This is a genomic window from Leptospira terpstrae serovar Hualin str. LT 11-33 = ATCC 700639 (assembly GCF_000332495.1).
Lineage (GTDB): Bacteria > Spirochaetota > Leptospiria > Leptospirales > Leptospiraceae > Leptospira_A > Leptospira_A terpstrae.
Genome location: NZ_AOGW02000006.1, coordinates 355,140 through 370,226 on the forward strand (window position 1 = coordinate 355,140; position 15,087 = coordinate 370,226).

The 15,087-nt window shown below is 36.6% G+C and carries 14 protein-coding genes; 10 read left to right on the forward strand and 4 right to left on the reverse strand.

Features of this window, described 5'->3' with window-relative positions; genetic code table 11:
- Genes LEP1GSC203_RS03615 through LEP1GSC203_RS03630 form a run of 4 tightly spaced genes read left to right on the forward strand, consistent with a single transcriptional unit; the run spans position 1 to position 5,005 of the window.
- A complete protein-coding gene (locus tag LEP1GSC203_RS03615; protein WP_002972141.1) occupies positions 1-1,791 on the forward strand; it encodes a PAS domain-containing sensor histidine kinase in 1,791 nt (596 codons plus the stop codon).
- Entirely contained in the window at positions 1,784-3,295 is a 1,512-nt protein-coding gene (locus LEP1GSC203_RS03620) for a hybrid sensor histidine kinase/response regulator (RefSeq protein WP_002972728.1), read from the forward strand. Before LEP1GSC203_RS03615 ends, LEP1GSC203_RS03620 begins: the two co-directional genes overlap by 8 nt.
- Positions 3,296-3,302: 7 nt before the next feature.
- Positions 3,303-4,286 (forward strand): phosphotransferase, encoded by a 984-nt coding sequence (locus LEP1GSC203_RS03625; protein ID WP_002972286.1) that lies wholly within the window; start codon positions 3,303-3,305, stop codon positions 4,284-4,286.
- Positions 4,283-5,005: an NTP transferase domain-containing protein gene (locus tag LEP1GSC203_RS03630; RefSeq protein ID WP_002972652.1), complete on the forward strand. Its 723-nt coding sequence runs from the start codon at positions 4,283-4,285 to the stop codon at positions 5,003-5,005. The genes LEP1GSC203_RS03625 and LEP1GSC203_RS03630 overlap by 4 nt, the downstream gene beginning before the upstream one ends.
- On the opposite strand, the gene LEP1GSC203_RS03635 is transcribed toward LEP1GSC203_RS03630, so the two are convergent.
- Positions 4,991-6,334 carry a glucose-6-phosphate isomerase gene (locus LEP1GSC203_RS03635; protein WP_002972563.1) on the reverse strand — a complete coding sequence of 448 codons (1,344 nt, stop codon included), beginning with the start codon at positions 6,332-6,334 and terminating at the stop codon, positions 4,991-4,993. The genes LEP1GSC203_RS03630 and LEP1GSC203_RS03635 overlap by 15 nt on opposite strands.
- A 44-nt stretch (positions 6,335-6,378) precedes the next feature.
- Between LEP1GSC203_RS03635 and galK the strand changes: the two genes are divergently transcribed.
- Positions 6,379-7,548 (forward strand): galactokinase, encoded by a 1,170-nt coding sequence (galK, locus tag LEP1GSC203_RS03640; protein ID WP_002972301.1) that lies wholly within the window; start codon positions 6,379-6,381, stop codon positions 7,546-7,548.
- Positions 7,545-7,937, forward strand: a complete 393-nt coding sequence (locus tag LEP1GSC203_RS03645) for an STAS domain-containing protein (protein ID WP_002972465.1) — start codon at positions 7,545-7,547, stop codon at positions 7,935-7,937. The genes galK and LEP1GSC203_RS03645 overlap by 4 nt, the downstream gene beginning before the upstream one ends.
- Here LEP1GSC203_RS03645 and mtnP read toward each other — a convergent pair.
- Positions 7,934-8,797, reverse strand: coding sequence for an S-methyl-5'-thioadenosine phosphorylase (mtnP, locus tag LEP1GSC203_RS03650; RefSeq protein WP_002972403.1), 864 nt, complete (start codon positions 8,795-8,797; stop codon positions 7,934-7,936). The two genes, LEP1GSC203_RS03645 and mtnP, sit on opposite strands and share 4 nt — an antisense overlap.
- Positions 8,798-8,889: 92 nt before the next feature.
- On the opposite strand from mtnP, the gene LEP1GSC203_RS03655 reads away from it, so the two are divergent.
- The 3 genes from LEP1GSC203_RS03655 to LEP1GSC203_RS03665 are packed head-to-tail and all read left to right on the forward strand — an operon-like array spanning position 8,890 to position 12,411.
- A complete protein-coding gene (locus tag LEP1GSC203_RS03655; RefSeq protein WP_039937088.1) occupies positions 8,890-10,326 on the forward strand; it encodes a DUF4139 domain-containing protein in 1,437 nt (478 codons plus the stop codon).
- Positions 10,326-11,912: a phytoene desaturase family protein gene (locus tag LEP1GSC203_RS03660; RefSeq protein ID WP_002972641.1), complete on the forward strand. Its 1,587-nt coding sequence runs from the start codon at positions 10,326-10,328 to the stop codon at positions 11,910-11,912. The genes LEP1GSC203_RS03655 and LEP1GSC203_RS03660 overlap by 1 nt, the downstream gene beginning before the upstream one ends.
- Before the next feature lie 37 nt (positions 11,913-11,949).
- A complete protein-coding gene (locus tag LEP1GSC203_RS03665; protein ID WP_002972497.1) occupies positions 11,950-12,411 on the forward strand; it encodes a MarR family winged helix-turn-helix transcriptional regulator in 462 nt (153 codons plus the stop codon).
- A gap of 1 nt (position 12,412) precedes the next feature.
- Here the strand turns inward: LEP1GSC203_RS03665 and LEP1GSC203_RS03670 are convergent, their stop codons facing one another.
- Positions 12,413-13,681, reverse strand: coding sequence for a formylglycine-generating enzyme family protein (locus LEP1GSC203_RS03670; protein ID WP_002972848.1), 1,269 nt, complete (start codon positions 13,679-13,681; stop codon positions 12,413-12,415).
- A gap of 94 nt (positions 13,682-13,775) precedes the next feature.
- Between LEP1GSC203_RS03670 and LEP1GSC203_RS03675 the strand changes: the two genes are divergently transcribed.
- The gene (locus LEP1GSC203_RS03675) at positions 13,776-14,387 is read left to right on the forward strand and encodes a hypothetical protein (RefSeq protein WP_002972552.1); all 612 of its coding nucleotides are present in this window, start codon (positions 13,776-13,778) and stop codon (positions 14,385-14,387) included.
- Positions 14,388-14,390: 3 nt separating this feature from the next.
- On the opposite strand, the gene LEP1GSC203_RS03680 is transcribed toward LEP1GSC203_RS03675, so the two are convergent.
- Positions 14,391-15,035 carry a hypothetical protein gene (locus tag LEP1GSC203_RS03680; protein WP_002972545.1) on the reverse strand — a complete coding sequence of 215 codons (645 nt, stop codon included), beginning with the start codon at positions 15,033-15,035 and terminating at the stop codon, positions 14,391-14,393.
- Between the last annotated feature and the right edge of the window lie 52 nt (positions 15,036-15,087).

Genomic DNA, 15,087 nt, shown 5'->3' on the forward strand with positions numbered 1-15,087 from the left:
ATGTTGAATTCAAAAATTGAAAGACTATCGCAGCTCCTCTCCCATTCCCAGAATGGATTGGTTTTCGTCGATCTTAAATCCAAACAAATCCTTTATGCCAATGAAATAACAATCGAAAGATTGGAACTAAAAAATCCAAATTCTATGGAAATCCAAAATCTCTTTTGTGACCACGAACTTTTAATTTCAGAAATCCAAACCCACCCACAATCAAAAAGTGAATACAAATGGTTCCTAAAAAATCAAAAGTTAGAAAAGATTCCGGTTTCTGTTCACTTTTCTTCACTTACCGAATTCTTTGATTCTAATTCAGAAATTTATTCGATTACAATCCTTTGGAATTATGAGTTCTCAAGTAAACAATCTGAGATCATTGATGATTTAGAAATTCCATTTCTTCATGCAGATCTAAACGGAAAAATTCTATATGCAAATCCTCCTTTAATCCATTTTTTCCGTTTATCACCTAATCAAATTCATTCATATTATATTTCTGATGTTCTTTCTTTACCTGAAGATATTAAAAGAGAAATTTTAGTCAAAAATACAAAAAGAATTCTCGAATTTAAATCTCAGCTTGGGAAAGAGATCACTTTCCAATTACAAAGTTTTATTACCACAACCCAAGAAAAACCCAATGGGATTACCGTGATTTTGTTAGATCTTTCTGAATTACAAAATGCAGAAAGGATCGTAAAATATGGTGAAGATAAATTAAAAACATTCTTTGCAACCATGAACAATGGATTTGTAATTATTAATCAAGATGCAATCATATTAGAAATTGCTCCAATATTTAAATTTTTGTTATTCCAAGTATTTGCATTTGAAGTTGGTGAAGGTATTTTCCATTTTTTCGATGAAAAAACGAAATCTAAATTGATGAATGTATTACAATCTGTTGTGGAAAACCAAACGATCCAAACAACAGAATTTGAATATATTCTGCTTGGAGAGGAAAAAACTTTTGAAATTCGCTTCATTCCAGTTAGGCGTGATAATCCCAATGATAAAAAAATTATGTTGGTTTTTTCTGATATTACAGAAGCAAAGCGAATGGATCGCCAACTGATCGAATCCATGAAATTTGCAAGCATTGGAGAAATAGCAGCCGGCCTTGCACACGAAATTAACAACCCTTTGCAAAGTGCTCTATTGTATTTAGATGATCTGATTACTGTGGACGAATCGGATCCGAATGAACGAAGAAATATTCTGAAAAAAATCGAATCTGCTAATTTAAGAATTCGTGATTTGGTGAAGTCATTACTCGATTTAGGAAGAATGGAAAGTCCAAATCGAGATTTTGTATCACCTTATTATATTTTGGTTCGAACCAGCGAACTTGTTGAAGTCAGTTGTAGAAAAAAAAATATCAATTTTACTCGCCACGCTGGCCCAAATTTACCTGGAATTTTTGTTCGTTGGCAAGAAATTGAACAAGTATTAATCAATTGTGTGGTAAACTCCATCAACGCACTTTCTGAAATGGAAACAGCGAGACAATTTCCAAAAATTGAATTGGGGATAGATTTAGTTAAAAATCAAAAAAAAGAATGGGTTGTTTTTTCCGTAGAAGACAACGGACCTGGGATCGATGAGAATACTTTGGAAAAAGTTTTTTTACCATTATTTACAACCAGAAGAAATAAACAAGGAACAGGATTGGGTCTTTCTATTTCAAAAAAGATCATCGCTGAACATGGCGGTGAAATTTACATTAAGACAAAGGAAGGAACAGGAACAAAGGTAGAAATTTACCTTCCTGCCCATACGGATGAAAATGGATAAAATTCTAATAGTAGATGATGAAGAAGACATTCGAATAGCCTTAAAAAGAGTTCTTTCGCGCGAAGGTTATCAAATCGAACTCGCTGAATCTGCTTCAGAAGCAATTCAAAGAATATCTGCTGGAGAAACTTTTTCTGTAGTCATTTCAGATATTCTAATGTCTGGAATGTCAGGTATTGATTTCACAAAGTTCGTTGCCGAAAAAAACATTAACTTACCGGTGATTTTAATTACAGGAAATCCAAATCTTTCTTCTGCTGAATCTGTGATTCGTTACCATGCTTTTGAATATATATCCAAACCTGTAGACAGAACGCAGATTCTATCAGTTGTTAAACGAGCATTAGAAATTAAAAATCAAAAAGATTCCGATTTAGAAAAATTAATGTTATCGGAGAAACTAGAAAAAGCTCTACGCACTCAAAATTTAGATTTAAACAGACAGAACGCTGCCATATTGAATGCAACTTCAGACGCAGTAATCACTATAGATTCTAAACTGACAATAGTATCAGCAAATAAAGCAAGTTTTGAGATGTTTCGATTTCAGACACCGCTAGATCTCATTGGTCAATCGGTGAAAATCTTATTTACCGAAAATAAAATGCAAAAGTATATGGCACAAGTTTCTAAGGTCCTGAGTGAAGAAGAAAATAAATCCACATTGCAACTTTCAGATGTAACTTTATTACGTTCCGATTTATCTACCTTTTTAGCTGACATTGCCATTTGTTCCTATAGTTTAGATGGGGATACGTATTACACAGGTGTCATTAGAGATGTGACACAAAAGAAAGTGATGGTAGAACAACTAATCCATTCGGAGCGTAGAGCTTTTTTATCCGTAGTGGCAGCTAGTATTGGTCACGAAATTAATAACTCTTTAACTGCAATCCAAGGTTTTGTGGAAATGGCTTCTAGAGAAAACGCTGATACAATGTTGAAAGATCGAGCGTTAAAAGTGACTCTAAATCAGACAGAAAAATTAAGAGCACTCACATCCAACTTATTACAACTTGGAAAATCATTAAAATCAAATAATGAACAATCCAAGATATTGAATTTAAACAAAGAAATTTCTTCCGTTCTTCAAGTTTTCAAAGAAACAGCAAAATTAAAATACTGTCATATTAAAAGAGAGGAATCTTCGGAAGAAATACCTTTCCGAATGAACTCAGATCAATTTGCATTATTACTATCAAATATTCTTCTCAATGCAGCTGATGCCACTAACAACATCGGCACGATAGAAATTATTACCTACCAGGACCAAAGAAATTCACATCTTATTATTAGTGATGATGGCGACGGTATGTCACCCGAAACCTTAGATAAAATCTATGAACCTTATTTTACAACAAAAGAGCTGGGAAAGGGTACGGGACTTGGAATGTTTGTGGTCAAACAAATTGTAGATAATTTTGAAATTCGATTGGAAATTGAATCTTCACCAGGTAAAGGCTCGAAATTTCATTTTATTTTTCCTAAAGCATTGGAATCATAGTTGTTAAGTGTACCCAGGAATAAATGAAACACAATTAGAACTCATTTTTTCTCGTTATGGTAAAGATTGTAAAATTGAGCCATTACAAGAAGAAGCCTCCACTCGGCGATACTTTCGTATTACATCTGTAAACGGGAAAGAAGAGGTAGTATGTGCAGATGAAACGGTAAACGAGGATTTTATCGTTATTTCTGAATTTTTAAATGCTAACGGAATTCGTGTTCCGAGAATTCATGATACAAATCAAAATCTTGGACTCACCTTTATGAGTTTTGAAGGATTGAAGGATTTTAGTACTTACAACCTAAATGATTACAAAAATAAATTTCCAATTCTTATCGATTTAATTTTAAAACTCCAATCACTAGACCCACCTTCATTAGTCAAAACCAGAAAATTTGATACGGAAAAACTTAGTTTTGAAACAAACTTAACTTTAGATAAATTCGAAGCGTTTCGAAAACAGTTTCAAATTAAAACAGATATTACCAATGAAGCTAAAGCCTTTATTGAAGAGACTGTTGGTTATTTGAACAAATATCCTATTAATGTTTTTACTCATAGAGATTTCCATTGTCGAAATATCTTAATCGCTCCAAATACAGATTATGCATTAATAGATTTTCAAGATGCAAGAATGGGAGTTCCGCAATATGATTTGGCCTCTATTTTATACGATGCCTACTATCCTTTGCCTCGAGATTTTCGTTCCTTAATGTTGAAATCTTTCCGCGAAAGAAATGTTGACCAAACAAAAAAATTTAACGATACATTTTACCTGCAAGCTTTACAAAGATCTTTTAAAGCGCTCGGGACTTACTTTCGAATGGTAACAGACCATAAGAAAGATAAGTTCAAAACATCAATCATCTCTTGTTTGAATCAATTGGAAGAAATTATCCAATTGGGAATGTTTGCTGACTCCTTGTATATTTTTGTTAGAAGTTTGAGAGAGGAACTTAGTCGGCATAAGGAATTCAAAAATTTATGAAAGCCTTTGTTTTAGCTGCTGGATATGGAAAACGAATGGGAACGCTCACTGAAAATTGTCCGAAACCTTTGTTAAAAATCCAAGGAATTACTCTTCTTGATTATAGTTTGTATCTCCTATATGAATGGAAGATTTCAAAAGTTTGGATCAACACACACTATTTAGGCGAAAAAATTAAAGAACATATTCAAAAATTTATAAAGTATCCAATTGAACTATTGGTAGAAAAAGAAAAAATTTTGGGAACTGCCGGTGGAATTCGAACAGGATTATCGGATAATGATTTTGAGAATCCTATTTTGCTTATTAATCCTGATACATTATTTTTTCCGAATCAAAACTTTTCACCTAAGACAAGTTTATCGGAAAATGTCAAAATTCATCTGTATTTACTTCCTACGCCTGCAGGTCATTCTTATACAAAAATAAATATCGATGAAGGAGGACTATTAAATTTTGGAAGTGGGTCGTATTACTATATTGGACTTGCGATCTTAAATCCAAGCTGCCTTCTTCATTTAGAAAAAAATCAATATTTTGATCTTTCTGATATCTTTAAAGAATGTGCAAAACGAAAGGAAATTACCGGAGAAGTATTCTCCGGCACTGTTCTAGATTTAGGAACAAAAGAACTCTGGAATTCATACTCCACAAAGGATATATTTGGAACGAATCTTTCCAAAATCCAAACTTTCCTAAATTCCTCATATATGACTTAGGATTTCTTGTTTTCTGTTTTCATATCCCTTTTTTCCAAGTAAAGCAAACATATTGTTTTTATAGTCTTCCACACCTGGTTGGTCAAAAGGATTTACACCTAACATATATCCAGAAACTCCGCAAGCGAACTCAAAGAAATATAAAAGTTCGCCAATTGTTTCCTCATTTAATCCAGGTAATGCGATTTCCAAACAAGGTACTCCACCATCTTTATGAGCAATCAGAGTTCCAAGCATTGCACTTTCGTTTACTTCAGAAAGTTTTTTTCCTGCTAAATAATTCAATCCATCACGATCATCTGGTTTTTCAGTTAAATATACATCTTGTTTAGGTGTTTCTATTTTAATGACTGTTTCCATAAGATGTCTTTCCCCATCTTGGATGTATTGTCCCATAGAATGCAGATCTGTTGTAAATTGAACGGAGGCAGGAAAAATTCCTTTACCAGTTTTTCCTTCACTTTCACCAAATAGTTGTTTCCACCATTCTGATAAAAAAGCCAGAGCGGGGGTATAACTAACTAATATTTCTGTTTTTTTGCCTTTTGTATACAGGCAATTTCGAATCGTTGCATAGATTGTGGCAATATTTCCTTCGGCAGCAGATTTTGTTTTTAATTCTGCCTCCATTTGTTTTGCCCCATCTATCAGTTTATTGATACTAAAACCTGCGGCAGCAATCGGCAACAATCCAACCGGTGTAAAAACAGAATATCGACCACCTACATCATCAGGGATTACAAAAGTGGGAAATCCATATTCATCTGCCAATTGTTTGAGTGCACCTTTCTGTTTATCTGTCGTAGCGAAGACTCGATTTTTTACATTTTCTCTTCCATATTTACGTTCCAGAAGAGAAAGTAACAAACGAAAGGCGATGGCAGGTTCCGTAGTAGTTCCGGATTTAGAAATTACATTCACTGAAAACTCTTTGTTCTCTAAGAATGCCAACATTCGTGAATGATAATCTGCATCTAAATGATGGCCTGCATAAATGATTTTTACCGATTTCTTTTGTGTTTCAGGAGCACTGAATTCAGGTGTTAAAGCCTCAATAACGGCTCTTGCTCCCAAATAACTTCCACCAATTCCAACCACCACCAAATACTGTGAATGAGATTGGATTGTTTCCGCAGCGATCCGAACCTTTTGGAGGTCCTCAGAACTTATTTTGTTTGGAAGGTCTACCCAACCTAAAAACTCATTTCCGGGTCCAGTTTTTTGAAGCAAAGTTTGTCGGGCTTTTTCGGCATTTTCCAATTCCTTTTGAATCAAAGTTTCAGTAAGAAAAGATTTCGCAAATCTATCCGAAATTTTTAAGTTCGACATAGCACCGATCCTTGAATAAAGTATAGCATCGAAAGGAAGATGAAGTGGATTCTTTAAGAAGTAAAGAAAATTTGAATCGATTTGAATCATTATTTGGAAAAACAAAAGAGCTGCCTCGTTTGTTCCAGGCACCCGCTAGAATCAATATCATAGGGGAACATGTAGATTATTTGGGTGGAATCGTACTTCCGGCCGCCATCGACTTTTTTGTCGAAGTGTATCTTCGCCCGAATAATACAGCTTCTTACAATTTACACTCTGTCACATATAACGAAACTGTAGAACTTAAAAAACCACTCCAACCAAATTCAAAATCACCTTGGACAGATTATATATCCGGAGTCATTTCTGAAATTGAAAAGAAGGGTCATATAGTCCCAGGATTTGATTTGTTAGTAGATGGAAATATCCCGCAAGGATCTGGCCTTTCTTCATCGGCTGCTTTTGAAGTGGTAACTGGTTATGCGATCCAAGAAACCTTTGGGTTGGTTATTTCACGCGAAGAAATTGCTCTCATAGGACAAAGGGCAGAAAACAATTTCGTAGGAACCAAATGTGGAATCATGGACCAATTCATCATTGCAGTTGGCAAAAAGGATGATTGTATATCCTTAAATACGAGTACACTAAAATATTCGTACCATCATTTTGAACTAGGAAACAATGAGTTTTACCTTATCAATTCGAAAGTGAAACATAGTTTAAAAGATAGTGCTTACAACAAACGTAGAGAAGAATGCGAGTCTGCATTGGTAAAAATCAAAGCAAAGTATCCAAAATTTACACATTTATATGAAGTTGAACTATCTGACAAAGAATTAGATGAATGCCACCTAACAAATGAAGAATTAAAACGAACCAAACACGTGACATCGGAACGAGAAAGGACTAAAATTGTAATCGATGGTTTGGAAACAGGAGACTTTAAAACTGTTGGTACTTCCCTTTTTCAGACACATTGGTCATTATCGAAAGATTTCGAAGTCTCTTGTCCCGAAATTGATTTCATAGTTGATTCTTTGCAGAGTCTAGGCGTCACTGGTGCCAGAATGATCGGCGGTGGCTTTGGAGGATGCGTACTCGTACTAGATATGAAAGACCATTTTTCCAAAATCGATGCAGTTTTAAAAAAAAGTTATCAACAAAAATTTAACGTTGAGATAGACTTCTACAAGTTTCAAATTTCGGACGGGGTAAAGGAAATTTCAATATGATCGAAAACTGGAGTGATTACACAGTTGAAAGTGGAGACTTTAAAATGGAAGTTCTCCAACAGAGATTTGTCCCCCTTCCAGAAACCGCTGTGTATTTTGAATTGTCGGGAGAAATCAACCTCTACAATTCCCAAGTTATGAAAGAAAATTTGGAAATTCTCATTTCCAAAGGTATCAACTATATCTTCCTAAACTTTGAACAAGTCAGTTATATCGATAGTTCTGGACTCGGTGTGTGTTTGGGAATTCATTCCAGACTTATGAAACAAAAGGGATATATCCGTATCATCTCCCCATCTGAAAAAGTCAGATACGTTTTAGAACTTACAAAACTTCGTAGCTTGCTCCAAATTTTTCCAACATTGGAACAAGCTGTAAAATCAGATTAGAAATAAGTAGGAAAAAGGAATTTTAGTTTTTTAATCTGTTCTGGATTCCTTTTTTCTGGAGCAGTCACCAAAGAAAACTTTGTGCTTCCCACAAGACTTGTGTCATCCGACTTTCCTAAAAGGTCAATTAATGCCGAAAGTAACTTCTTTGCTGTTTCTGCATTTTTACTTAAGTTACCCAAAACCATTTCCAATGTTACATGGGCTTCATCTTCTTTCCAACAGTCATAATCTGTAGACATACAAACCATTTGGTAAAGGATCTCTGCTTCCCTAGCAAGTTTTGCTTCTGGTAATACTGTCATGTTAATGATGTCAGCACCCCAAGACCTATACATATGGGACTCTGCTCTTGTTGAGAAAAGTGGCCCTTCCATACAAATCAAAGTTTTGTTTGTATGAATGGGAAGGTTGATTAGTTTCGCAGCTTCCTCTACTTTTTTACCAAGACCCGGCGAAAATGGATCAGCAAAAGGAGCATGTGCCACCATACCATTTTCGAAAAATGTAGACGGACGAGCTTTGGTACGGTCAATAATTTGTGACGGGATCACAAAATCTCTTGGGGCGATTTCTTGACGCAAACTTCCCACAGAACTAAATGCAATGATTTCTTCAACACCTAACTGTTTTAAGGCGGCAATGTTTGCACGAACTGGAACTTCGCTTGGATTTAAAGAATGACCTTTTCCATGTCGTGGCAAAAAAGCAATTTCTTTCCCTTTGAAACGTCCTATGGTGATTGTGTCTGAAGGTTTACCCCAAGGAGTTTCCGGGTGAATTTCTTGAATGATCTCCATTCCATCGATTGAATATAGGCCAGTTCCACCAATGACCCCGATTTTCACTACATTTGCCATATGAATCCTCTTAAAGTGCAGTTTTCCCCCAACGATTTTGGTTGCATTCGTTTTTTAACTTCGCAGACTGTAGAATGCTCATGGGAGAATACATGAAATCCAAAATACTATCGATAACCACTCTAACACTTCTGTTTTTTACTGCAGGCAATATCACATCCGATTCCGCTTTTGACATGTCCACACAATCTGATCGCAAAACAGTAAGTGTGACTATCTATAATGGGGGGATAGGTCTGGTAAGGGAAACTCGGACATTGAATCTCTCAAAAGGAATTCGCACCTTACGGTTCGAAGATGTTCCGTCACAAATCATCCCGCAAACTGTGCGAGTCAAAGGGGAAGATCCAAAAAAACTCACAGTCTTCGAACAAAACTATGAATACGATTTAATTTCCCAAGAACGCCTTATGGACAAATACATAGGAAAAGAAGTGACTCTCCACAAAGAAGGGAAAGATAAAACTACTTCTGTAAAGGCAACTTTGATCGCAAATAACGGTAGCCCGGTCTATAAAATTGGCGATGAAATTTCTTTGGGTTACAATGGACGTGTGACTGTTCCTACAATTCCCGAAAACCTATTTGCGAAACCTACACTTGTATGGAAATTGAAGAACGAAACAGAAAAGGAACAAACTTTAGAAGTATCTTACCAAACCAATGGACTTGGATGGTCAGCCGATTACATCCTCGTTTTGGATAAGGAAGAGAATCTATGCGGTCTAAATTCTTGGGTCACCTTAAATAACAATTCAGGAGCGGAGTTCAAAAACGCTATATTACAACTCGTTGCTGGAAAAGTCAATTTAGTGTCCAATCAAGTAACATCCTATGCAGCACATCCGCGATCTGTGAAAAAAACAATGGTCAAAGAATATGATGAATCGGCAGAAGCACCTGAGTTCAATCAGGAAAATTTATCCGAATACTATTTATATACTTTGGACCAACCAACAAACATTGGTTATAATCAAACGAAACAAGTCCAACTTTTCCAATCAGAAGGAATCGAAATCAAAAAATATTTCGTATTTGAAAATCTCCCTATGTATGAAGGAAATGAAAAGAATTTCAACAATGCAAACATCAAATACATTTTTAAAAATGCTAAGAAAAACAATCTAGGAAGACCTCTCCCACTAGGCACCATTCGTGTTTTTAAAGCTGATTCTAAAGGCCGCCAACAACTTCTAGGAGAAGATACAATTGATCATACTCCCGAAAACGAAGAAGTAAAGATTCGCACTGGTCAAGCTTTTGATGTAGTTGCCAATGGAAAACGACTCTCCAATGAAGTATTCAAACTCTCTCGTGGAGATAAATCTACTTACTCGGTAGAAATTCGAAATAGAAAAAAAGAAGAAATCGAAGTTAGGTTCTATGCAAGTCTCTGGGGAGATTGGAATATCACAAAATCTTCTCATAAATTTACTAAAGAATCTGCAACGAAAGCTTACTCCGATGTACCTTTAAAAGCTAATGAAACTGTCACTGTGGAATATACTGTTGAGACTAAATACCACTGATGGAAAATAAATATGACGTAATCATTATTGGATCTGGTATTGGTGGCCTTACGGCCGCCTCTATCCTTTCACAAGTTGCTAAAAAGAAAGTACTAGTACTTGAACGTCATTTTAAGTTAGGTGGATTTACCCATACATTCAAAAGACTTGGAAAATTTGAATGGGACGTGGGGATCCATTATATTGGGGATTTAGCAGAAGGTTCGATGTTGCGAACTCTATTTGATGCCATCACAAGAAAAGGTGTCACCTGGAATAAAATGGAAGAACCTTTCGAAGTTTTTGATTATCCAGATTTTAGTTTTCCCGTGTATGGAAAAAAGGAAAGGTTTAAGTCAGACTTAAAAGAAAAGTTTCCCTTAGAATCCGAGGCCATTGACCAATACTTCCGTGATGTGGAAATTTTTACTCAATGGTTTGGTAGGCATTTTACTTTAAAAGCCTTACCTGCTGTTTTTGAAAAGGCAGCCAAGTTTTTAAACATTAACCATATCTCTACCCCCTATATCACCACCAAAGAATATATGGAAACACATATTCGTGATGAAAAATTAAGAGCCGTTCTTTGTTCCCAATGGGGTGATTACGGACTTCCTCCCTCTAGTTCTTCTTTTGCCATTCATTCCATGATTGTTGCCCATTATTTCAATGGTGGTTACTTTCCAATCGGTGGATCTTCCAAAATTGTAGATTCCATAGAACCAATCGTAGAAGAAAATGGGGGAAGTTTAAAAATTCTCCACACCGTAAAAGAAATCCTTCTCGAAGGGGATAAAGCAATTGGAGTGAAAGTAGAAGTCCAAAAAGGAAAAACTTTTTCGGAACAAGAGTTCTTTGCTGATGTGATCGTCTCTGATGCGGGGGCCTACACTACTTATAACAAATTATTACCAAAAGAACATTCGGTTTCTTTTCAAAAGCCTTTGGAAAATTTGAGTACACAAGGAACCACATCCATCACACTCTACATTGGATTTAAGGAATCTCCTAGAAAGTTAGGGTTCCATGGCGAAAATCACTGGATTTTTCCTGACACAAATCATGACGCTTGTTATGCGAAAAGAAATGATTTGGCCAACGGAAATCCACCCATGATGTATTTATCCTTTCCTTCTTTAAAAAATCCAGAGGCCGAAGGACATACTGCAGAAGCCATTAGTTTTGCTGACTATTCTCTCTTTGCTAAATGGAAAGACGAACCTTGGAAAAAACGTGGCGAAGACTATACAAAATTGAAAGAAACGATTATAGAAGGAATGTTAACTTTTTTAGAGGAACGATTTCCTGGATTTCGAGATCTTATCGAGTTCACTGAACTCTCTACTCCCATTACCACAGAGTTTTTTACCGGACATAAAGAAGGTTCGATTTATGGACTTTCCTGTACACCGGAACGCTTTAAACAAGAATGGTTAGGTGTGAGGACAACTATCAAAAATCTTTACCTAACAGGAGCGGATGCTTGCTCTCCTGGGGTGGCCGGCGCTCTTATGGGCGGTGTAGCAGCTTCCTCTGTGGTTTTAGGGCTCACTGGTACTCTTCGGCTCATGAAAGATCTTTTCCAAAAGAGCCAAGAAACCGGTTGACAATTGATTTAAGATTTGATAGTTTGATATTAAACTAATGGGAACAAAATTTAAAGGATCTAAAAAAGAAGTACAAGCTCTGGATGCGTTCATCAAACTGAAACGCGCAGCAGAATCTTTATCTTCTCGACTCATTTCTGAGTTTACCAAGTGGAATATCTCGGAAAGCCAGTTCGGGGTTTTAGAGACTTTGTATCATTTGGGTCCACTTTGCCAAAAAGATCTTGGGGACAAAATTCTTAAGAGTACAGGAAACATTACCCTCGTGATCGACAACTTGGAAAAAAGAAGTCTTGTAGAACGTGTACGTGGTGTGGAAGACAGAAGATTTATCTCTGTCCACTTAACTTCGGAAGGGAAAAAACTCATCGAACAAATTTTTCCTGACCATGTGAAACGAATCACTTCAGAATTTGCAGTTCTCTCACCAGACGAACAAGAAGTCCTTGGAAAGATCTGTAAAAAATTAGGAAAAAGAAACGAAGTTTTGGCGAAATAGTTTAGTCCCTATATTCCATCACCAGACGAAATCCTGCTCGCCTATCTTCTGATAGGTTAGGAATCCCACCATAAGACCTAGCGCTAGCCGTAGAATTTTTAGCCGAATCAGAATAAGAACCACCGCGTACGACTTTGTAAATTTTTCCAAAAGAAAAGTTTTTGATATGATGGCCAGGATACAATTGGTAATCACTAGATGTCCATTCTGCTGCATTCCCACACATACCAATAGCACCGTAAGGACTTGCTCCTTCCGAAGATAACTCATAAACGGACTGAGCCTTACCTAATTTCGATTCTCTCGTATTACAATACAAAGAATCAAACTCATCACCAAATGGATATTTGGTAGCTATGATTTGGTATCCGAGGGTTTCATCCCGATTGGTAAATTCGATCACACCTGGTCCCCGCGCTGCTTTTTCCCATTCCCATTCAGTTGGAATTCGTTTGCCTACCCAACTTGCATAACGTTCCACTTCGCGATACGTAAGATGGACCACAGGATAATCCCCTTCTCCTTCGGGATACTTTCCACCAATCCAATGCGGAGGACTTTGTGTATTGGTTTGTTTTAAAAAGTAGGCATACTCGGCGTTTGTTACTTCAAACTTATCTATATAAAAAGAAGGAATCTCTTTTAGGTTCGAAGGTTTTGGTTCTAAATAATATGGATTGAAACTATCAGAAGACGGATCGGTGCCTTGGCCATAAAGAAAAAGTCCCCTGGAAACTAGGACCATCTCTTTTCTATCTTTAGGATGAAAGACAGTTTTTCTCGGCGGAGTAAATCTTCCTTTAAAAAAGGCATCCGGTTCAGTAAAAAAATCTTCTTCAATATAACTGGAAATATAAGCGTCCGTAGTAATCTCTTTCATTTTAGAACTGAGATCTGGTTTATAATCACCTACTAACACTACTTCGATGAACTGATTTTTTTTATTGATATGTTTTTCTTCCCAAACAGTGTCACGTACTACGAGAACCCCTTGTTTGAGATCAGTAACCTTTTGATACACCGGAAATTCCTTTGTATCTGCAAATAATGATTTAATTTCATTCAAAGAAAGTTTGGAAATCCGTTGGTTGCGGTAAATTCGAACTTTGATCCACAATCTGTTTTTATAAACACCAACCACTTCCCCTTTCCAGAGTTGAACTTTCTTTTTGGTTGTCGCAAAGGGTGATTCTTCCGAAGTTTCCTCTTGCGAAACAAGGGGTGCCATTACAATCCCCAAAGCGAATAGAATCAATAGTAGTTTTTTCATACTGTCTTTTATCATCATCGGCGTATTTTGCAGAAACCTTTTGATTGAAATTTCCTGTGCATGTATACAATCTGTGGGAAAGGGAAATGCCACATTGATCGAGTTTCAATACAAACGAGAGAAGGAAAACATCCTCATTTCCCTAAAAACGGATACTACCCAGATTGGTACCTTCCACCGAATTGCTACGATCATTTATGCTCTGAAAATGGACATCCTTTCAGGAGAACTGAGCACGGTGATTGAGAAAGGAAGGGAATTTACAATCGATTCGTTCATTTTACAGGCAGATGGTGGTGATACTACCCAAGCGGCATTTAAACTTGGAATGATGATGGATTCCTTATTTTCTAAGAATACGAAGTTTGAAGAAATTTTGGAGAAGTTACAAATCCAAGAGCCTGCCGTTGCGACTTTCTTTAGAGAAACACCAGAATTTATTTTTAGCGATTTACCCGAACGGAATGAAACTTGTTTGTATTTGGAAAGTAGTGCAGGAAGGGGTTTGTTGTATTATGTTTCGCGAATTCTAATGCAAAACCAAATTAATATTCGTAGTGCAACCATCGAAACTGACTTCGAAACAGGGCGCGCTAAAGACAGTTTTTATTTAACCGATGTTTCGGGGAAGATGTTTGCCTCTTCTGACCTTGCTGACAAAATCAGAAGAGAAATTCTAGCCCCGATCCAATCGAACTCTCGTTAGAGATTAATTTTTACAAAGAACTTTTAAGGAAGTAGCTTTATCCACTTTTGGTGCTTTTCCGTTTGAAAAACGGTAAGCCAAACCGGACTTCTTATCCACTTCTGTTTTAGTCCAATATTTCTCTTCGCTAGATTTGATCTCTTTGGGAGCAGTCGCAGCAAATTTTACTAGATCATCTTTAGAAGGAACAACACCACCAACGGTTTTACAATAAGCAGAAGCTTCTGTCCATTTTTTTGATGCGACTTTGTCCACTAAGAATCCAGCAGCAGGAGCTTCCGTTTGTGCCTCTTCTACCTTTTTCTCAGGCTCTGCAGCCACTGGTTTGGTTTGCGCATCAGCAGGAACAGTCGTCACTGCTACGGGAGCTTTTGTTTTGAAGTATTTCACGTATCCTAAGTACCCGATGGCAAGCACACCTGCCAAAACTAAAAATAGATACACTCCATTTCCAGATTCTTTTGTACCGTGGGAAGATCCGTCGGAGTGAGATACCGGGGATTGAAGAGAAACTTGTGCAGACTCATCGTTTCTGAATAGAGAAGCACTCTCGTTTCTTTTAGATTGTTTCTTAACCGTATTTGTTTTCTTAGCCGCTTTTTTGACAGCCTTCTTCTTAGCGGCAGATGATGATTTTTTCGTTGCCATAATGATAATCCTTATTGCCGAGACAATTCTAATTATAGTTATCACATGAAAT